The 17,868-nt window shown below is 61.5% G+C and carries 20 protein-coding genes and 1 pseudogene; 14 read left to right on the plus strand and 7 right to left on the minus strand.

Annotated features, from left to right (window positions below; all coding sequences use genetic code 11):
- Positions 1-3: 3 nt before the first annotated feature.
- Positions 4-2,136 (minus strand): molybdopterin oxidoreductase family protein, encoded by a 2,133-nt coding sequence (locus VL202_RS03380; RefSeq protein WP_325462760.1) that lies wholly within the window; start codon positions 2,134-2,136, stop codon positions 4-6.
- A gap of 68 nt (positions 2,137-2,204) precedes the next feature.
- Here VL202_RS03380 and VL202_RS03385 point away from each other — a divergent pair, with 68 nt between their 5' ends.
- The 4 genes from VL202_RS03385 to VL202_RS03400 all read left to right on the plus strand — a co-directional run bounded on the left by VL202_RS03385 (position 2,205) and on the right by VL202_RS03400 (position 4,961).
- Positions 2,205-3,071 carry a 23S rRNA (adenine(2030)-N(6))-methyltransferase RlmJ gene (locus tag VL202_RS03385; RefSeq protein ID WP_325462761.1) on the plus strand — a complete coding sequence of 289 codons (867 nt, stop codon included), beginning with the start codon at positions 2,205-2,207 and terminating at the stop codon, positions 3,069-3,071.
- A 68-nt stretch (positions 3,072-3,139) separates the two neighbouring features.
- Positions 3,140-3,574, plus strand: a complete 435-nt coding sequence (locus VL202_RS03390; RefSeq protein WP_414692795.1) for a hypothetical protein — start codon at positions 3,140-3,142, stop codon at positions 3,572-3,574.
- Positions 3,571-4,332 carry a ribonuclease T2 family protein gene (locus VL202_RS03395; RefSeq protein WP_414692797.1) on the plus strand — a complete coding sequence of 254 codons (762 nt, stop codon included), beginning with the start codon at positions 3,571-3,573 and terminating at the stop codon, positions 4,330-4,332. The genes VL202_RS03390 and VL202_RS03395 overlap by 4 nt, the downstream gene beginning before the upstream one ends.
- Before the next feature lie 38 nt (positions 4,333-4,370).
- A complete protein-coding gene (locus tag VL202_RS03400; protein WP_325462763.1) occupies positions 4,371-4,961 on the plus strand; it encodes a glutathione S-transferase in 591 nt (196 codons plus the stop codon).
- A gap of 74 nt (positions 4,962-5,035) precedes the next feature.
- On the opposite strand, the gene VL202_RS03405 is transcribed toward VL202_RS03400, so the two are convergent.
- Positions 5,036-5,674, minus strand: a complete 639-nt coding sequence (locus tag VL202_RS03405) for an outer membrane protein (RefSeq protein WP_325462764.1) — start codon at positions 5,672-5,674, stop codon at positions 5,036-5,038.
- Positions 5,675-6,043: 369 nt separating this feature from the next.
- Between VL202_RS03405 and VL202_RS03410 the strand changes: the two genes are divergently transcribed.
- Positions 6,044-6,808 (plus strand): SDR family oxidoreductase, encoded by a 765-nt coding sequence (locus VL202_RS03410; protein WP_325462765.1) that lies wholly within the window; start codon positions 6,044-6,046, stop codon positions 6,806-6,808.
- Positions 6,805-8,832 (plus strand): excinuclease ABC subunit UvrC, encoded by a 2,028-nt coding sequence (gene uvrC, locus VL202_RS03415; RefSeq protein WP_325462766.1) that lies wholly within the window; start codon positions 6,805-6,807, stop codon positions 8,830-8,832. The genes VL202_RS03410 and uvrC overlap by 4 nt, the downstream gene beginning before the upstream one ends.
- 14 nt (positions 8,833-8,846) lie before the next feature.
- Here the strand turns inward: uvrC and VL202_RS03420 are convergent, their stop codons facing one another.
- Positions 8,847-9,938 carry a helix-turn-helix transcriptional regulator gene (locus VL202_RS03420; RefSeq protein ID WP_325462767.1) on the minus strand — a complete coding sequence of 364 codons (1,092 nt, stop codon included), beginning with the start codon at positions 9,936-9,938 and terminating at the stop codon, positions 8,847-8,849.
- Between the two features lie 228 nt (positions 9,939-10,166).
- Here VL202_RS03420 and pgsA point away from each other — a divergent pair, with 228 nt between their 5' ends.
- The 3 genes from pgsA to VL202_RS03435 are packed head-to-tail and all read left to right on the plus strand — an operon-like array spanning position 10,167 to position 11,496.
- The gene (gene pgsA / locus VL202_RS03425; RefSeq protein WP_325462768.1) at positions 10,167-10,760 is read left to right on the plus strand and encodes a CDP-diacylglycerol--glycerol-3-phosphate 3-phosphatidyltransferase; all 594 of its coding nucleotides are present in this window, start codon (positions 10,167-10,169) and stop codon (positions 10,758-10,760) included.
- Positions 10,760-11,020: a molybdopterin converting factor subunit 1 gene (gene moaD, locus VL202_RS03430; RefSeq protein WP_325462769.1), complete on the plus strand. Its 261-nt coding sequence runs from the start codon at positions 10,760-10,762 to the stop codon at positions 11,018-11,020. Before pgsA ends, moaD begins: the two co-directional genes overlap by 1 nt.
- 5 nt (positions 11,021-11,025) lie before the next feature.
- On the plus strand, positions 11,026-11,496 hold the full coding sequence (locus VL202_RS03435; protein WP_325462770.1) for a molybdenum cofactor biosynthesis protein MoaE: 471 nt from the start codon (positions 11,026-11,028) through the stop codon (positions 11,494-11,496).
- Here the strand turns inward: VL202_RS03435 and VL202_RS03440 are convergent, their stop codons facing one another.
- Positions 11,497-12,393 (minus strand): branched-chain amino acid ABC transporter permease, encoded by an 897-nt coding sequence (locus VL202_RS03440; protein WP_325462771.1) that lies wholly within the window; start codon positions 12,391-12,393, stop codon positions 11,497-11,499.
- A gap of 67 nt (positions 12,394-12,460) precedes the next feature.
- Here VL202_RS03440 and VL202_RS03445 point away from each other — a divergent pair, with 67 nt between their 5' ends.
- On the plus strand, positions 12,461-13,021 hold the full coding sequence (locus VL202_RS03445) for a CGNR zinc finger domain-containing protein (protein WP_325462772.1): 561 nt from the start codon (positions 12,461-12,463) through the stop codon (positions 13,019-13,021).
- A complete protein-coding gene (locus VL202_RS03450) occupies positions 13,018-13,539 on the plus strand; it encodes a hypothetical protein (RefSeq protein ID WP_325462773.1) in 522 nt (173 codons plus the stop codon). Before VL202_RS03445 ends, VL202_RS03450 begins: the two co-directional genes overlap by 4 nt.
- Before the next feature lie 124 nt (positions 13,540-13,663).
- Here the strand turns inward: VL202_RS03450 and ndk are convergent, their stop codons facing one another.
- Together ndk and VL202_RS03460 are read right to left on the minus strand one after the other, a co-directional pair.
- The gene (ndk, locus tag VL202_RS03455) at positions 13,664-14,086 is read right to left on the minus strand and encodes a nucleoside-diphosphate kinase (protein ID WP_068953196.1); all 423 of its coding nucleotides are present in this window, start codon (positions 14,084-14,086) and stop codon (positions 13,664-13,666) included.
- Positions 14,087-14,187: 101 nt separating this feature from the next.
- Positions 14,188-14,880: a glutathione S-transferase family protein gene (locus tag VL202_RS03460; RefSeq protein WP_325462774.1), complete on the minus strand. Its 693-nt coding sequence runs from the start codon at positions 14,878-14,880 to the stop codon at positions 14,188-14,190.
- A 250-nt stretch (positions 14,881-15,130) separates the two neighbouring features.
- Between VL202_RS03460 and VL202_RS03465 the strand changes: the two genes are divergently transcribed.
- Both VL202_RS03465 and VL202_RS03470 read left to right on the plus strand, forming a co-directional pair.
- Positions 15,131-15,646 carry a DinB family protein gene (locus tag VL202_RS03465; RefSeq protein WP_325462775.1) on the plus strand — a complete coding sequence of 172 codons (516 nt, stop codon included), beginning with the start codon at positions 15,131-15,133 and terminating at the stop codon, positions 15,644-15,646.
- A 114-nt stretch (positions 15,647-15,760) separates the two neighbouring features.
- On the plus strand, positions 15,761-15,982 hold the full coding sequence (locus VL202_RS03470; protein ID WP_325462776.1) for a hypothetical protein: 222 nt from the start codon (positions 15,761-15,763) through the stop codon (positions 15,980-15,982).
- 17 nt (positions 15,983-15,999) lie between these two features.
- Here VL202_RS03470 and VL202_RS03475 read toward each other — a convergent pair whose 3' ends face one another.
- A complete protein-coding gene (locus VL202_RS03475) occupies positions 16,000-17,172 on the minus strand; it encodes a low temperature requirement protein A (RefSeq protein WP_325462777.1) in 1,173 nt (390 codons plus the stop codon).
- 234 nt (positions 17,173-17,406) lie between these two features.
- Between VL202_RS03475 and VL202_RS03480 the strand changes: the two are divergent.
- Positions 17,407-17,868, plus strand: a pseudogene (locus VL202_RS03480) (hypothetical protein); the annotation flags it as partial.

Consider the following 17,868-nt stretch of genomic DNA (forward strand, 5'->3'; position numbering starts at 1 on the left):
CGTTCAATCCTTGCGCATCCATACGTGATTGTCGTGGAAGGCCGCCCCACCGTAGGGAGCTGCCGCATCGCCGCCGGTGAGCACGTTGATGCCCTCACCATCGAGATGCGCGTCGTTCGGCCAGAGTCCTTCGCAGATCACCACGCCGCGCCGCGCGCCGCCACCGATCTTCGCATGCAGCCGGATTTCGCCGCGCTCATTGCCGATCAGTACGATATCACCATCCACGATGCCGGCGGCTCTGGCATCCTCCACATGGATCATCGCCTCGGGACGGACCTCTTTCTGGACCGATGACGGCGTCTCGGCGAAAGTCGAGTTGAGGAACGACCGGGCCGGTGACGTCGCCAGCCGGAATGGATGTTCGTCGTCGGCGACCTCGATCAGATCGACATGATCGGGAAACTCCGGCAGCAACGCATGCGGGCCGAAGGCGCCCAGTGATTTCGGCGGCTTGTTCGGGGCTGCCTGCCCTGTCCAGTCCGCCTTGAAATGGAATTTTCCGTCGGCATGGCCAAAGCCATTGATGAAATGCGCCGTTTCGAAATCCGGCTGGATGTCCATCCACTTGTCGCGCTTCAGGCCTTCGAAATCCGTGCCATGGTTGACCAGGATGCGGTCGATATGTTCACGCTCGCTGCGGCCAAAACCGGGCCTGTCGAACACACCGAGACGCTTTGCCAGTTCCTCGATGACGAAAAGATTGGTGCGCACCGTCGATGGCGGCTCGACGACCTTCGGACCGAGCAGAATGTGCTGGTGGCCACCACCGCGATAGAGGTCGTCATGCTCGAGGAACATCGTGGCCGGCAGGACGATATCGGCGACCTTGGCCGTGTCGGTCATGAACTGCTCGTGCACCGCGACGAAGAGATCATCGCGCAGGAAGCCGCGCTTCACCAGCCGCTGTTCCGGCGCGACATTGACCGGATTGGTGTTCTGGATAAGCATCGCCGTCACCGGCCCGCGATGGCGCAGCGCCTCGGCATCACCGGTCAGCACGCGGCCGATCTGCGACTGGTCGAGCATGCGGATATCCGGATCGAGCATGGCCGTGCCCATCAGCTCGCGCTTGTCGAACCTGAAGATGTCGTTGTTCGAATGAAACGCCCCGCCCCCCTCGTGCTTCCACGAGCCGAGCACGGTCGGCACCGAGGCTGCCGCATGGATGGCGACGGCGCCGTTGCGCTGGCGGGTGAAGCCGTAACCGAGGCGGAAATAGGTTTTCGGCGTCGTGCCGATCAGCTTGCCGAAAGCCTCGATATCCTCGACCGGCAGACCCGTGATGGCGGACGCCCATTCCGGCGTGCGGGTCTTCAGATGGTTTTCCAAACCCTCCGGGTCATCGGCATATTGCGCCAGATAGGCGCGGTCGGCGTAACCGTCACGGAACGCGATATGCATCGCCGCACAAGCCAGTGCCGCGTCGGTGCCGGGCTTCAGCACCAGCCCCATATCGGCCTGCTTGACCGTCGGATTGTCGTAGATATCGATGACGACGATCCTGGCGCCGCGGTCCTTGCGGGCCTTGATCGCATGGGTCATGACGTTGACCTGCGTCGAGACCGCGTTTGTGCCCCAGATGACGACGCAATCGGACTTCGCCATTTCGCGCGGGTCCGGCCCCCGCAGACCGCCCGCTCCCATCGACATGCCGGTCCAGGCAAGGCTGGTACAGATCGAGCCAAGGAAACCGGAATAGCGCTTGGCATGTCGCAGCCGCTCGATGGAATCGCGCTGCACCTGTCCCATCGTCCCGGCGTAAAAATAGGGCCAGACGGCTTCCGAGCCAAGGTGCTGCTCGGCCTTGACGAAAGCATTGGCGATCTCGTCGAGCGCGTCTTCCCAGCTCACGTCCTGCCAACCGCCCTCGCCCTTGGCGCCCTTGCGACGCTGTGGCACCATCAGGCGGCCGGGATGATAGATGCGCTCGGAATAGCGGGCCACCTTGGCGCAGATGACGCCGGATGTGTAGCTGTTGGCGCTCGCTCCCCGCACCCGGCCGATCCGGCCTTCCTGCGTCAGGTCGATCTCGAGCGCGCAGGCGGAGGGACAGTCGTGGGGACAGACCGAATGGCCGACGGACTTTTCTGGCTTGATAGGGGTCGCAACGTTCATGGGTTTTCTATATTGCATCGCGGCAGGGTCTCAAAGTCCCCACGCCAACGCATTTCAAACTTTCATCGGGCCGATAAGGGACGCGAATGAATTACCGTCACATCTACCACGCCGGTAATTTCGCCGACGTCCTGAAACACGCGGTGCTCGCCCGACTGGTCGTTTACATGGCGCAGAAGGACAAGGCGTTTCGCGTCCTCGACACCCATGCCGGCATCGGCCTCTACGATCTCTCCAGCGAGGAAGCCCAGAAGACCGGCGAATGGCGCGACGGCATTGGCCGCATTCTCGACACCGACATCCCGGCGAAAGCCAAGGCGATCCTCGAGCCCTATCTCACCGCCGTGCGCGACCTCAATCCGGACGGCGCCCTGACGCTCTATCCCGGCTCGCCGAAGCTGACCCGTATGCTCATGCGGCCGCAGGATCGCCTCTCGGCGATGGAACTGCATCCGGACGATTACGAGACGCTGCACCGCCTGTTCGATGGCGATTTCCAAAGCCGGATCACCGAGCTCGACGGCTGGCTGGCGCTCGGTGCGCACCTGCCGCCGAAGGAGAAGCGCGGCATCGTGCTGGTCGATCCGCCCTTCGAGATATCAGGTGAATACGAACGGCTGGCGGACGGCCTGCATAAGGCCTGGCGCCGCTTTGCCGGCGGCACGTTCTGCCTGTGGTATCCGCTGAAGCAGGGCGCGCCGATCAAGGAATTCCACGAGGCGCTGAAGGCCCTGGAAATCCCGAAAATGCTCTGCGCCGAACTGTCGGTGCGCAGCGATCGCGATACGACAGGGCTTTCCGGCTCTGGATTGATCGTCGTCAACCCACCCTTCACGCTGAAGGAAGAACTCGACGTGATCCTGCCCTTCCTGAAGGACCGACTGAAGCAGGACCGCCACGCGTCGGCCCGCGTCTTCTGGCTGCGCGGCGAGGAAACGATCGAGCGCGACTGACGGGGCTTGACGGTCCGCCTTCGTCAGACGCAATCTGCAAATGGCCAAAGCAATTTCGGGGGACGGTCATGACAGGAATGCTTGCGCGATCGGCACTTCTTTCGCTTGCCCTTGCTGCGTCCGCAACGACGCCGGTCATGGCCGTCGATCGGGTCGGCGTGGCCGGAGCCACCCCTGGCATCGCTTGCGGCAATGCCGATGTCCTGGGCTTCATTCGTTCGAACTTCCACTACAAGGCCGAGAATTACCTGAGGAGCGACATCACCATCGCCGATGTCTTCGACATCAGGCAAAAGCGGCTGGAGCTGCGCGACGAGACGCGGCCGGTCGAACGTGAATATTGCCGCGCGACAGTGCTCACCAGCGACGGGCGCAAACGCCCGCTCTGGTATCTGATCGAGCGTGGCTGGGGTTTTGCCGGGTTCGGCTCCAATATCGAGTATTGCCTGAGCGGTCTTGATCCCTGGCATGTCCATGGTGCGCAATGCGCTTCCTTGCGGTGATCCGCTTGTTTTCTGATCTGCGCCGCCTCGTCCCGGTCCTGTTCAGCCTGTTCATCCTCGCGTCATGCAATGATGACCAGGCCGAACAGAAGCCACCGCAAAAGAACGCCAACACGGTAACGGCCACTCCGATTGCCGGCAATTCGACAGCCAGGGCACCGTCAAACACAAAATTCGTCCCGCTTGGCAGCGGCTTTGATTTCTACGTGCTCTCGCTCTCCTGGTCGCCGACCTGGTGCCTGGAAAATGATCCCAGCGGCCGTTCGCAGCAATGTGCGGTCGAAAATAGCCACGGTTTCATCGTGCATGGCCTCTGGCCGCAGAACGAACGCGGATATCCGGAATTCTGCCGCACGCGCGAACCGGACCGTGTGCCGGACGCCCTGGGGCGAACATTGTTCGACATCATGCCGTCGATGGGCCTGATCGGCCACGAATGGCGCAAGCACGGCTCCTGCTCGGGATTGAGTCAGAAAGATTATTTCGCGGTCCTGCGGGCGGCACGCGAGCGGGTGAGCATTCCCGCCTCGCTGCAAACCGTACGCTCGCAGCAGCGGACCAGCGCAGCCGACATCGAAACCCGGCTTACCACGGCCAATCCCGGCCTGCAGGCCAACGCGATTGCGGTCGGCTGCTCGGCCGGACAGGTCGAGGAAGTCCGGATCTGTTTCACCAAGGATCTCGGTTTTCGCGCCTGCGGCGAGATTGACCGGGGTGGCTGCAAGATGAAAAATCTCAGCCTGCCCGCCACGCCCTGACCACCCCGCGCCCTATTCGTCTGGAGAAAGAACAGTCAATGAAAATCCTCTACTCCCCCTCCTCGCCCTATTCCAACAAGGTGCGCATGGCCGCCCACCATGCCGGCCTGACGGTCAAGAGCGTACTGACCGACACCAATGCCAATCCGCCAGACCTGATCGGCAACAATCCGCTGGGCAAGATCCCGACATTGATCACGGCGGATGGCAAGGCCATCTTCGACAGCCGCGTCATCATGCAGTTCATCGACCGCGAGACCAAGGGCAAGCTCTATCCGCGCAATGCGCAGAAGCGCACCGAGGTGGAGATGCTGGAAGCGCTCTGCGACGGCATCTGTGACTCTCTGCTGGCGATCGTCTACGAGAAGCGTTTCCATCCACCGGAAAAGATCCACCAACCCTGGATCGACCGGCAGTGGGAGAAGGTCACGCGGGCGCTCGATCACCTCAACGCCAACATGCCGAAGACCGCCGCCAAGCTGCATGCCGGCCATTTCGCCATGGCCGCGATGCTGCGCTACATCGAGCTGCGTTTTACCGGCGAATGGCAGCGTGGCCGGCCGAAACTGAAGAACTGGACGCAGAAATTCGAAAAATTCTTCCCCGATCACGCCCAGTTCAAGCTTTGAAAAACGCGTTCGAATCGCCAGACAGCAAAAAGGCCGGATCGCTCCGGCCTTTTTCTCATTCATGGTCTGAAGGATCAGAACTTGACGCCCATACCGACGCGGACGCTGTGTTCGTCGTAGCCAGACGAAACCTTGCCGCCATTCAGGCTGAAGTCCTTCGAACCGTAGTCCGAATAGCGGTATTCGACGCGCGCCGTGACGTTGTCGGTCACGAAGGCTTCGGCACCGGCACCGGCGGTCCAGCCGAGCAACGTCTTGGAGTCCGAGCTGCCACCCCGCGCGGCCTTGACGTTCGAGGCTGCAACACCGGCCGTGCCGTAAACGAGAACCGGGTTCAGATCGACACCGACGCGACCACGGACCGAGCCGTTGGCGCGCTGGCTAAGGCCGACGTTGCCGTTGCTGCTGTCGTTGTCGCCGTAGTTCACATCAGCTTCGGCACCGTAAACGATCTGGCCGCTCTGCATGTTGTAGCCGCCGTAGAGACCGCCACCGAAACCGGCGGCGGAACGATCGCCATTGGCGTCAAAATTGCCATGGGCCCAGTTGGCGGTACCACCCACATAGGCGCCGGACCAGTTCTTGACGGCCGGCTCGGTATATTCGGCAGCCGGAGCAGCCGGAACTTCGTCGATCGCGTCCGCGGCCTGAACTGCGGAGAAGGCGATGAGCGATACGGCAGACGCCATGAGAGTGGTGATGAGAATACGCATTAAAGTCTCCTTTCGAACCGATGTCCCGGACCCTTGCGGTCCCTGTCTGATACATCGGGCAAATTTCAATTAACCCCGCCCGGTTGCCAGAGAAATTGGCGGCCAAATGCGGATTCTCAAGAGCCAAATTGTGAAATTTTAGTGGCAAGCGCAGGGCCGAAATGTGATGTTGCTTTGTAGCCACAGGGTGTTTATTAACCACAAAATCAGATTAACGCAATTTATACTATAACGCTCAAAAACAATTCAATTTATCGCCTTTCCATTAATTTTTCCGAAACGAATGCGTGGAGCCCGTTTCGCATTATCGGCCCGGCTCCTATATCCTTGCCGGACACACGAATTTCGAATCGCGGCAGGAAAAATATTTTGCGGACCTCCCTGAAAACAGCGCTGGTAACCGGTGGCGCAAGGCGCATCGGCAAGGCGATCGTCGAGGATCTTGCCGCCCATGGCTTTTCCGTCGCCATTCACGCCGATACGTCGCGCGAGGACGCCGAGGCGCTGGCCTGCGACATCCGCTCACAAGGCGGCAAGGCGGCAGTCGTCATCGCCGATCTCTCGCAGACAGCCGCTGCCTTCACCGTGATCGAGCAAGCAGTCGCGGCGCTCGGGCCGATCGACCTCCTCGTCAACAATGCCTCCCTGTTCAAAAAGGACAGCCTGGAGGACTTTGACGAGACGGTCTGGGACCGGCACTTCGCCCTGCATGTCAAAGCTCCGTCCCTGCTTGCCCGTGATTTCGCAGCGCAACTGCCGGCCGGGCATTCGGGCCTGATCGTCAACATCATCGACCAGCGCGTCTGGGCTCCCAATCCGAGATTTTATTCCTATATGTTGTCGAAGTCTGCTCTCCTGACCGCGACGAAAACAATGGCGCAAGCCCTGGCGCCGACCATCCGCGTCAACGGTATCGGACCCGGCCCGACCCTGCCGAACGAAAGGCAGAACTGGCATGACTTCGAAAAGCAGACGGACGCATTGATCTTGAAACAAGGACCGAAGCTCGATGAGTTCGGGCGGACGATCCGCTTCCTGTTCGAGACGCCATCCGTCACCGGCCAGATGATCGCTCTCGATGGCGGCCAGCATCTCGCCTGGGAGACGCCGGATATTTTGGAGATAGTGGAATGAACGGGCGCGTGCCCAACGATGGCGGCATTCTTTACGATGAGAATGCCGGCGATGATGACGACCTGATCGAGACGCCGGATGCCGCAGCGCCGGCGCCCATCGTCGACTGGGCGGAAACCAGCGCGATCCCCGACGGGTTGCGCGGCGCCGACCTGATCCAGGCCTTCGTCAAGCGTCTGCCCAACAGCCCCGGCGTCTACCGCATGTTCAACGAGGCCGGCGACGTGCTCTATGTCGGCAAGGCGCGCAACCTGAAAAAGCGCGTGAGCAACTACGCGCAGGGCCGGTTGCATTCCAACCGCCTGACCAAGATGGTGCGCGAAACCGCCAATATGGAATTCGTCACCACGCGCACCGAAATCGAGGCGCTGCTGCTCGAAGCCAACCTGATCAAACGCTTGCGGCCGCGTTTCAACGTGCTTTTGCGCGACGACAAGTCGTTTCCCTATATCCTGGTGACGGGCGACAGCCGGGCCCCGGCGCTCTACAAGCATCGCGGCGCGCGTAGCCGCAAGGGTAGCTATTTCGGCCCCTTCGCCTCGGCCGGCGCCGTCGGGCGCACCATCAATTCGCTGCAGCGCGCCTTTCTTCTGCGCACCTGCACCGACAGCGTCTTCGAAAGCCGCACCCGCCCCTGCCTGCTGCACCAGATCAAGCGCTGTGCCGCCCCTTGCACCCATGAAGTGAGCGATGCCAACTATGCCGAACTGGTGAGCGAGGCCAACGACTTCCTGTCCGGCAAGAGCCAGGCGGTGAAGGCGACGATCGCGACGGCCATGAGCGAGGCCTCCGAAAATCTCGATTTCGAACGAGCCGCGCTTTATCGCGATCGCCTCGCGGCGCTGTCGCATGTGCAGAGCCATCAGGGCATCAACCCCTCCGGCGTCGAGGAGGCCGATGTCTTCGCCATCCATCACGAGGGCGGCGTCTCCTGCATCCAGGTCTTCTTCTTCCGCACCGGCCAGAACTGGGGCAACCGCGCCTATTTCCCCAAGGCAGACCCGACGCTGACGTCTGCCGAGGTGCTGAGCGCGTTCCTGGCGCAGTTCTACGACGACAAGCCCTGCCCGCGACAAATCCTGCTGTGCGAAACCGTCGAGGAACAGAATCTGCTTGGCGAGGCCCTGACAGAGAAATCCGGTTACAAGGTGTCGATCCTCGTGCCGCAACGTGGCGAGAAGAAGGATCTGGTCGATCACGCCGTCGCCAATGCGCGTGAGGCGCATGGCCGCAAGCTGGCCGAGACCGCATCCCAGTCCCGCCTGCTGGAAGGATTGGCAACGACCTTCAAGCTCGACCGCATTCCGCGCCGGATCGAGATCTACGACAACTCCCACATCATGGGCACAAATGCCGTCGGCGGCATGGTCGTGGCGGGGCCGGAAGGCTTCGTCAAAAGCCAGTACCGGAAATTCAACATCAAATCGACCGACATCACGCCCGGTGATGACTTCGGCATGATGAAGGAAGTGATGACCCGGCGGTTCTCGCGCCTGCTGAAGGAAGAAGGCAAGCCCGACCGCAGCATCGAGGTAACGGAAGACAGCGCCTTTCCCGCTTGGCCCGATGTCATCCTGATCGATGGTGGCCAGGGCCAGATGACCGCGGTACGAGCGATCCTGAAGGAACTCGACATCGAGGAATGCGTCGTTGCCATCGGCGTCGCCAAGGGGGTCGACCGCGAGGCCGGTCGCGAACGTTTCTTCCCGCCGGGTGGCAGCCGAGACGGCTTTACCCTGCCGCCGCGCGATCCTGTGCTCTACTTCATCCAGCGCATGCGTGACGAAGCCCACCGCTTCGCCATCGGCTCGCATCGGGCCCGGCGCAAGAAGGAAATGGTCAAGAACCCGCTCGACGAGATCGGCGGCATCGGCCCGACCCGCAAACGCGCCCTGCTCCATCACTTCGGCACGGCCAAGGCCGTCTCACGCGCCGGGATCAACGACCTGCGCGCCGTCGAGGGCATTTCGGAAGCCGTGGCGCGGTTGGTCTACGACCATTTCCATGAGGATGGCGCGAAATAGCAATCTCGCCGGGTTCAGACGGCCACGCGTCCGAGGCCGGACAGGAGGTGCGTCAGTTCCGCCTGCCGCCGCGTGCCGGTCTTGAAGAAGATCCGCTTCAGGTAGGTGCGCACTGTTTCGAGAGAAAGGCCGAGCGTGGCGGCGACGCTTTCGAGATTGGTGCCGGACGACAGTTCACGGGCGACGCGGGCCTCGCCGGGGGTCAGGTCGAAAAGGCCGCTCAGCACCCGCAGGTCCGGCGGGCCGGCCAAACCGACGGGCGTCGCGATCATCACAGCGAGCCCCCTTGAGAAGATATCCCGCGCTTGACGGCGCACCGGCAGCAGATGCAGAATCAGCGCCGGGTGATCCTCGACGGCCGGAAGCGGGATCGACTGAACCTTGGCCGTCTCGGCCATTCGCAACTGGTCGAGCGTGCTCAGCACCAGTGTGTTGATCGCCGGGTTCTCCAGCGACAGCTTGTTTGCCGCGCCGGTGCGGATCCGTGGCGTCAGGCCTTCCATCCCCTCATTCATCACGAGCACCCGATTGTCCTCGCCGACAACCATTGCGGGGAGACCGAGCATTGCCATCGTGGAGCTGATGTTTTCTGCCTGGCGAAACGTCAGGCGCGAGGAAATCAAGGCGGCGCGCGCGAGATCGCCCTTCATGCTGTTGAGACGATCGACACGCGCTGTCGAAAACGGTCCGTCGCTTTCCCTCCCGATGAAATCGAAGATCAGCGTATGGCCGGATGGTTCCCGAAAGACAGCCCCCATGCTCCAGCCGAGCCCGATCGGCCGCAGGAATTCATTGTAGATGGGATCGTCGATGATTTCCTGCGCGGTCATCACGTCTATATCGCGCGAAAACGCCGATGGAGACGAAACCAGCGAGCGCTCCGGCCGGACGTTCTGGAAACGCACTTCGCTGCGGGAATAGCGTGTCATCGCCTCGTGAATGTTCGGCGAACAGATCCATTCGATACGCTGATCCGAGCCGATCGTCAGCAGGCAGGCCGAATACGCGTTCACCTCCGCCGCCAGGCTGGTGCAGACGTCCGACCAAAGCTCCGGTATGACGGCGGCTTCGTAAATGCGATCGGTCAGTGTGGAAGCTTCGGACATGCAAATAATCTGCGCTTGAACAATTTTGTCAACGTACCATACATAACGAAGGTTCCATCGCCCGCAACCGGCGAACCCGATCATTTTAACGACGGACGCGCGAAGGCCGGTTCACCGTGCGTTCAGATGAATTCCGCCACAATCACGGCAGAATGATCAAAGACCGGTTGACGTTGCTGTCACAAAGTCATTCATCTGTAGCCAAGAACTCGCAGAGAAACCGAATCCATGTCCTCCACGCCTGCTGCCTACAACATCCCCAATCTCCTGACCTACGGCCGCATTCTGGCGGTTCCGATGATCGTTCTGTGCTTCTTTCTCGAGGGCAAACTTCAAAGCTCGGATTTTGCCCGGTGGGCGGCGCTCGGCATTTTCGTGGTCGCATCGTTGACCGATTTCCTCGACGGCTATCTCGCCCGCATCTGGAACCAGACGTCCAATATCGGCCGGATGCTGGACCCCATCGCCGACAAGCTGCTGATCTCCGTCTGCCTGCTGCTGATGGCGGCAGACACCGAACAGACAATTGCCGGCTGGTCGCTGTGGGCGGCGATCATCATCCTGTGCCGCGAAATTCTCGTTTCCGGCCTGCGGGAATACCTGGCAGCGCTGAAAGTCAGCGTCCCGGTAACGCAAATCGCCAAATGGAAGACCACGGTGCAGATGCTTGCGCTCGGCTTTCTGCTCGCCGGGCCCGCCGGAGACAAGGTCCTGCCCTACACGACGGAAATCGGCATCACCCTGCTTTGGATCGCTGCCATTTTGACCATCTACACCGGCTACGACTATTTCCGCGCCGGCCTCAAGCACATGGTCGACTGATGGCACCGGTCAACCTCGTCTATTTCGCCTGGGTACGCGAGCGGATCGGCAGGGCGGAGGAGACACTCGACCTGCCGGACAACGTCGTCACGGCCGGCGACCTGCTGTCCCACCTCAAGACGCTGGGCGAGGAATACGAGGCTGCACTCGAACATGAGAATGTCATCCGGGTGGCGATCAACCAGGAACATGTGGACCACCGCGAACCGATCGCGGGTGCGCGCGAGATCGCGCTTTTCCCGCCGATGACCGGAGGCTGAGAACCATGACCGGCGTGCCTGTCGTCGTGCGCGTCCAGCGCGATGATTTCGATCTTGCCGCAGAAGTGCGGGCCTTGTCGACCGGTCGCCACGATATCGGCGCCATCGTCACCTTTTCCGGCCTCTGCCGTGACGAGGCGGGTACCCTGAGCGCGCTGGAGCTCGAACACTATCCCGGCATGGCGCAAGCCGAGATCACCCGGATCTGCAACGAGGCCGTCAGCCGATTCGGCCTGCAGGCGGTCGTTGCCATCCATCGCTACGGAACGATCGCGCCGGGCGAAAATATCGTTCTTGTCATCACCGCCTCGCCACACCGGCAGGCCGCCTTCGACGGCGCCAATTTCATCATGGATTTCCTGAAGACCTCGGCTCCGTTCTGGAAGAAGGAACATGCAGCGGATGGCGGGCCGCGCGACTGGGTGATCGCCAAGGATGCCGACGATAGCGCCAAAGAGCGATGGACGAAGAATTGATCAGGGCTGGACCTGCTCCTTGCGCGTCAGCACCAGCAGCAGGACCAGGAACGAGAAGATCGCAAAATCCCGCCACAGCATCGGGCCATAGGCACTCCACAGCGTTTCACCGAGCCCCATGGCGGCAGCCCCGAGCGCTGCCAGCAAGGGCGCCGTCTGTCCGCCGATCGCCGCGATGAACAGCACCTTGACGCCAAAGACGATACCCGCTCCGAAATCCATCGTGCCGTAATAGGATGTCGCCAGAATGCCGGCGATGGCCGCGAGCAGCGCCGAGAATGCATAAGCCGCGATAAAGATGCGGCCGCCATCGACACCGCACAAGGCGGCGGCGCCCGCATCGTCCGAAACAGCCCGCCAGGACCGGCCCCAGGCCGAGCGCGCCAGGAAGACGTGCGCGCCCGTCACAAGCGCGACCATCAAGAGCGTGTTGAAAAGCTGGATCAGCGTCAGCATTACCGGAAATTGCGGATCCGGCCAGAGGATGACCGGCGTGTTGAGGAAGGGCGGCAGCCACAGGCTGCGGGTCTCGGCCGCCAGCCGTGACAGTTCCATCAGCACCAGCGCCACGCCGAGCGAGGCGACGACCACCGTGTTCGCCGAATTTTCCACCAGCCGGCGCATGACGGAGCGGCCGATCAAAACGCCGGCGCCGAGTGTATAGACCAGCGCCATGAGCGCCCCGACCGTCAGAGCCAGCGGCAGTACCAGCCAGAGCCTGTTCCAGGCGAAATCCGAAAACAGCAGGAAGATCTGACCGGAAAAGCCGAACAGCGCGCCATAGGTCAGGTCGGCCCGCCGCGTCACCGAAAAGGCGATGGAATAGCCGAATGCCAACAGCGCATACAGTGCTGCGATCGGCAAGGCGCTGGCAAGCTGCTGGAAAAAATAGGCCATGGAAAATCCGGCTGGTGACAAAATCATTATAACTGGTAAAATACGTTTTACCAGTTAGGATTATGGCGTGACTTTTTCCTGGACTCCACACCGATTTGCCGGCGGCGCGCTCGCTCTCGACGTCGCCAATTCCGTGGTCCTGCGCTTTGATCCGGCGCGGCGGATCGACCGTTATGCCGATCCGGCGGGGCTAACCGATTTCGCCGCGGCCGCCACGCGCTTCTCGGCGGAGAAGATACTGTTCGGGCCGCTGGAACCAGTGGCGCCGGAAAATCGCGCCGCCTTCCTGCATCTGCGCGAGACCACCGACCGGCATTTTCGTGCCGAAGTGCTCGGCAACCCTTGTTCCCAGTGGCTCGCCGATCTGCTGGATGCCGCGTCATCGCTCATCCGCCGCCATCCGCTGAACACGGTGCCGACCGCCCTCGATGCCGCGACCGCCCGTTCTGCCCTGACGCTCGTCACATCAGGCGAGCCCGCACGCCTGAAAATCTGCCCCAATTGCCAATGGCTTTTCCTCGATCGCAGCCGCAACCTCAGCCGCACCTGGTGCGACATGACCGTTTGCGGCAACCGGGTGAAGGCCAGCCGGCACTACCACCGCCAGAAGAAGGAATTGAGTGCATGACCGGTTTTCGTGGGAAGCGCCTGATCGCCGTCGCCCTTATCGCCGCCCTGCCCGCGCTTGTCGCCTGCCAGCGCGAAACCGGGCCGGACCCGCTCGAACTGACCGGCAAGATGTTCGTCTTCAACTATCGTCTCGCCTACGCCACCTACATGATCACCTTGAAGAAGACAGAGCCCGTTCCGGAAGGGAGCACGGTTGTGGCTACATTCGAGAATCCGTCCGGCGGCGATCCGTTAAAGCTTGATCGCAAGCTGTTTGCCAAGCTGGACAAGGTGGTGCTGGAAAGTCCCGACGTCACCTGCGTGAAGAAGGAAACGCCCTATGCCGTGACGATCGAGGTCAAGGGGCCGGACGGCGCCGTCCTGCAGACGCTGAAGACCGACGTCGTTTCCAGCCTGGATCAGACCATCCTGCCGGCACAGGCCCTGGTCGTCGGGCCCGCCTATGACAAGAACCCCGCCGTCTTCAAGGATGGCAAGGCGCCCGAGCATTTCGAAACGGCGACTTGCCTTGACTGAACAAGAATGGCTGGGGAGTTCCCCCGACGGATCGGGACACGCATGATGGAAGAAGCCGGAGCGTTTCCGCCCCGGCTTCTTCAAATATTTCAATCTCTTCGGGCCGAAACCCTCACGGATAGATTCAGCCGACGATTTCGGTGTCGGAGAACCAGTACTTGATTTCCTGGGCAGCGGTTTCCGGGGCATCCGAACCGTGGACCGAATTTTCACCGATCGACAGTGCGTGCGTCTTGCGGATCGTGCCTTCGTCGGCGTTGGCCGGGTTGGTCGCGCCCATGATTTCGCGGTTCTTCAGGATGGCGCCTTCGCCTTCGAGAACCTGAACAATGGTCGGGCCGGAGGTCATGCCTTCAACCAGTTCGCCAAAGAAAGGACGTTCCTTGTGAACGGCGTAGAAGCCTTCGGCTTCGCGCTTGCTCATCCAGACGCGCTTGGAAGCGATGACGCGAAGGCCGGCGTCTTCGAGCATCTTGGTGATGGCGCCCGTCAGGTTGCGCTTGGTGGCGTCCGGCTTGATCATCGAAAAGGTGCGTTCAATCGCCATTGTCTCAATTCCCTTGGTTTACATAAATCGGGGCTTTTTCCGCGAATTTGGCGGTTCAATAGCCGCCAATGCCGCGCAAAACAAGGGGGACAGGCGAAGTTTCACGCTGCTGTCACGGAGCGTCCGATGCCGTCATAAAGATCGAGGCAGCGCTCGAACCAGTCGGTGACCGGATCGCCCGCCGCCAGAATCGCCATCGGCGAGGTAATGCGCGCCCATTGCAGCGGACCAAAGAGGATATAGTCTGAAAACAGCGGCGTCTCGCCGCCGATGAAGGGTTGGCGCTTCAACGTCGCGCGGATCGGTTCCAGCCGGGCGGCAAAGGCTGCGAGCTCCGCCTGGGCGTTCTTCTCGACGACAGCCTCGAGCGTCGTGCCGAACCGGGCTTCGCGCGATGAGCGGAAATAGGCCTGATCCACCGGCGCCAGCCGATCATGGATGTCGAGCACCACGACCTTGACCAGCGCCGTATGCAGGGTGAGCTGCGACCAGCTCTCGATGAACCGCGCCATCGCCTGGCCGCCGGGGCCGCCAAACAGCGAGGGACGGTCGGGATAGGTCTTTTCCAGATAGACGGCGATGTCGAAACTGTCGCTGATCAGGGTGTCGCCATCGCGCAGCAACGGCACCATCTTCGTCGCGCCGTTCTCGATCGTCGGAATCTCGGTGAAACCGACGGGCAGCGTCTCATAATCCAGTCCCTTGTGGGCCAGCGACAGCGCCGTCTTCCAGACATGCGGGGAAAACGGACGGCTGCGATCGGCGCCGCACAGTGCATAGAGTTTACGGTTCATGTCCTGTCCTTGTCCGGATGTTTTGATGTGGAGGCCATTCAGAGCCGAGGCAGGCGTCACAATCAAATCAGTAAATTTCATGAATGACATCACCCACCGGCATGCCTTTTCCGGTTACAACGGCCTTTGCGTGTCAAATATGACGCGCAAAGTCCGTTGTAACGCTTTAAATATGCAGCATAATTTTATCCTTAAATCGATTCCGATTTAAGGAGTTACGCAGTAGACTGCGGCAAACGGGGGAATTTCCATGCTCGACCATTACCGGATGTTTGCCGATTACAATCGCTGGGCAAACCGGATGATCTACGCTGCCGCGGGCAATCTCGACGACGCGCGGTACCGCGAGAACAAGGGCGCCTTCTTCGGCTCGCTGCACGCGACGCTGAACCACGTTCTCGCCGCCGACCGGATCTGGATGAAGCGCTTCACCGGCACCGGCGATGCCCCGAAGACGCTCGACACCATTCTCCACGACACCTTCGCCGACCTCTCGGCCGCCCGCGCCGCCGAGGACGACCGCATCTTCACCTGGATCGCCGGCCTCACCGAGGCGGACCTCGCCGGCCGCTTCACCTACACCCCGATCAGCAACCCCACCCCGGTCACCCAGCGCCTCGCCCCGCCACTCGCCCATTTCTTCAACCACCAGACCCACCATCGCGGCCAGTGCCATATGACGCTGACGGCCTTGGGCGGGCCGAGCCTGGGGCTGGATATGAGTTACTTTTTGCGGACGCTGGAGGGGCGAGCTTACGCCGACTGACTCACCCGTCGGAAATCGTTCGCCTCTTGCCTCCACACAAACATCCCCGCAAGGCTGAAGCAAGTCAGATGCTTCAGCATCCGTTTCGATTTGAAACGTGGAGGACGGCGCGTCATGGACTGGTATCCGATCGAGGCTCTTGAGGCTGGAAAGCTGGCGGTCCTGCATTTCGAAAATCAGGACGAGCAACGCTGGGTCGGCTATATTCACGGCGACGGCGTCTGCCATTGGCCGCAAAACGTTTCCGGCCAGAAGCCGGATGGCTGGCGGGACCTGTCCTCCCTTTTCGTCGCGATGCCTCCCAGCGCCAAGCAGATCGTTTCGGCAGCTCTTTGAAAGCCTTGCGCCACCGCTCAGGCGGTAGCGCCCCTGCCGAGCCTCAGCGCCAGATATTCCCAGACGGCAACGACGAGCAGGATCACGGTGGCGGCAAGCTGGATGGCATAGTTCGCGCTGAACGGTACGAGCGCCGCCAGAGCCACCAGAAGCCCGATGCCGGTCAGATGCGATACGGGGACCTGCCGCGCGACCGTCATCTTCACCCAGATAGCGCCGGCCAGAAACAGCACTGGTCCGCCGATCATGGCGATGGCGTATTTCAACGAGCTTTCTTCGCGCGCGTGTGACAGGCTGAAATCCTCGCCGACCGCCGTGAGGATGATGCCGGCGATGATCGGCAGATGGCCGTAGGTGAAGAGATTGTGAGCGACGCTTTCAGGACGCGATGTCGTTTCCGCCGTGTCGGCCGCCCTCTCCTGCCCGTGATGGAAATAAATCCACCACATGCAGCCGGTGCTGAGAAACGCGCCGCAGAACACCGCAAATGTCATGTCGGAATTCATGTGCTCGGCCGTGTTCCGTCCGGTCGTCAGGATCGTTTCGCCCAGGCAGATGATGACGAACAGGGCGCAGCGCTCGGCCATGTGCTCTCCCGAAATATCGAGCGTTTCGGGTGGCGAACGTCCAAGCCCCGGAACGGCATAGCGCAGCACGGGCGACAGGTAGTCGATCACGAGCGCGAGGCTCCAGCAGAGTATCCGGCCTTCCAGTTCCATCATCGCGCCGGCGATCCAGAAGATGGCGGAGACGAGCGACCAGATCGTGATCCGCACGAAAGTCATGAACGATGCGTCGTCCACGCCGCGAAATGCATAGAGCGTGAACAGGGAGCGCCCGACCTGCATGGCGCAATAGATCAGGGCGAACATCATTCCGTGTCCGGCAAAGGCCTCCGGCAACGCCAGCGCCAGCAGGACGCCGCCGAACATCAGCCCGAACAGCATCAGCCGCACGGGCTCGCGGCCCGTATGCAGCACGTTGGTCACCCAGGTCGTGTTGATCCACACCCACCAGATGGCGAGCACCAGCAGCACCGATTCGAACGCCGCCGCCGAACTGAAATCCTCCGCCAGCGTATGGGAAAGCTGGACGAGCGCGAAGACGAAGACGAGGTCGAAGAACAGTTCCGGAAAGCTGGCGCTGGTCTGGTCCGGTTCCTTGGTGCGAATCCAGACCCTAGCCGACACGGGGCCGCCCTCCAGCCCGAGCGCCGCTGCTTTTCATGCTGCTGTCTCCGTTCATGCGGTCCGCCTCTCCGACCCACCGGGATATAGGGCACGAGATTGGACCGACAACGCCGCCATGGCCCGATCTCCAGCCGTGTCACGTTGAAACCACGCTTTGACGGTCTTTTAATCCCGACAGGGTATGAACCCTTTCCTGCAACCGATCGCGCTTCAGACGATTTCGTGGGGAATGCAATGGCGGAAAAAACTCGGAACGACGGCAATCATTCGCAAAATGCCGCAATCCTGCTCAAGGTCGCGCAGACCATGGCGAAAGCCGGTGTCGCCGCCTTCCCGCGCAACTACGAGCTGTTCTACGAAGCCCTGTCCGGTCACAATCCCAAGCTGACACGCGATTTCGTCGGGCTCGGCGCCCATCCGGCACAAAACCAGCTCGAACAGATCGGCATCAAACATCACCTGGCCGGCTTTGCCGCGATCGAGGCGGACGGTATCCGCACCGAGACCGCCCACGCCATCTCCGCCATCAGCCATGCCCTCAAGGACAGCATCGCAAACAAGGATGCTTTTGCCGCGATGCTGCGCGCTTTCATCGGGCGGCTGGGAACCGATCCCGTCGCCGGCATGTCGGATTTTCCCGACGATGCCACACGCCTGCGCGATGCCGTCGCGGTCTCCGAGCGCGAGGAGCGGAGC

Origin of the sequence: Pararhizobium sp. (assembly GCF_035497515.1) — a bacterium.
Classification (GTDB): domain Bacteria; phylum Pseudomonadota; class Alphaproteobacteria; order Rhizobiales; family Rhizobiaceae; genus Pararhizobium.

Coding starts and splice junctions, on each gene's coding strand:
- VL202_RS03380 (WP_325462760.1), bottom strand. CDS start 2,136: ATGCAATATAGAAAACCCATGAACGTTGCGACCCCTATCAAGCCAGAA.
- VL202_RS03385 (WP_325462761.1), top strand. CDS start 2,205: ATGAATTACCGTCACATCTACCACGCCGGTAATTTCGCCGACGTCCTG.
- VL202_RS03390 (WP_414692795.1), top strand. CDS start 3,140: ATGACAGGAATGCTTGCGCGATCGGCACTTCTTTCGCTTGCCCTTGCT.
- VL202_RS03400 (WP_325462763.1), top strand. CDS start 4,371: ATGAAAATCCTCTACTCCCCCTCCTCGCCCTATTCCAACAAGGTGCGC.
- VL202_RS03405 (WP_325462764.1), bottom strand. CDS start 5,674: ATGCGTATTCTCATCACCACTCTCATGGCGTCTGCCGTATCGCTCATC.
- uvrC (WP_325462766.1), top strand. CDS start 6,805: ATGAACGGGCGCGTGCCCAACGATGGCGGCATTCTTTACGATGAGAAT.
- VL202_RS03420 (WP_325462767.1), bottom strand. CDS start 9,938: ATGTCCGAAGCTTCCACACTGACCGATCGCATTTACGAAGCCGCCGTC.
- pgsA (WP_325462768.1), top strand. CDS start 10,167: ATGTCCTCCACGCCTGCTGCCTACAACATCCCCAATCTCCTGACCTAC.
- moaD (WP_325462769.1), top strand. CDS start 10,760: ATGGCACCGGTCAACCTCGTCTATTTCGCCTGGGTACGCGAGCGGATC.
- VL202_RS03435 (WP_325462770.1), top strand. CDS start 11,026: ATGACCGGCGTGCCTGTCGTCGTGCGCGTCCAGCGCGATGATTTCGAT.
- VL202_RS03440 (WP_325462771.1), bottom strand. CDS start 12,393: ATGGCCTATTTTTTCCAGCAGCTTGCCAGCGCCTTGCCGATCGCAGCA.
- VL202_RS03450 (WP_325462773.1), top strand. CDS start 13,018: ATGACCGGTTTTCGTGGGAAGCGCCTGATCGCCGTCGCCCTTATCGCC.
- ndk (WP_068953196.1), bottom strand. CDS start 14,086: ATGGCGATTGAACGCACCTTTTCGATGATCAAGCCGGACGCCACCAAG.
- VL202_RS03460 (WP_325462774.1), bottom strand. CDS start 14,880: ATGAACCGTAAACTCTATGCACTGTGCGGCGCCGATCGCAGCCGTCCG.
- VL202_RS03465 (WP_325462775.1), top strand. CDS start 15,131: ATGCTCGACCATTACCGGATGTTTGCCGATTACAATCGCTGGGCAAAC.
- VL202_RS03470 (WP_325462776.1), top strand. CDS start 15,761: ATGGACTGGTATCCGATCGAGGCTCTTGAGGCTGGAAAGCTGGCGGTC.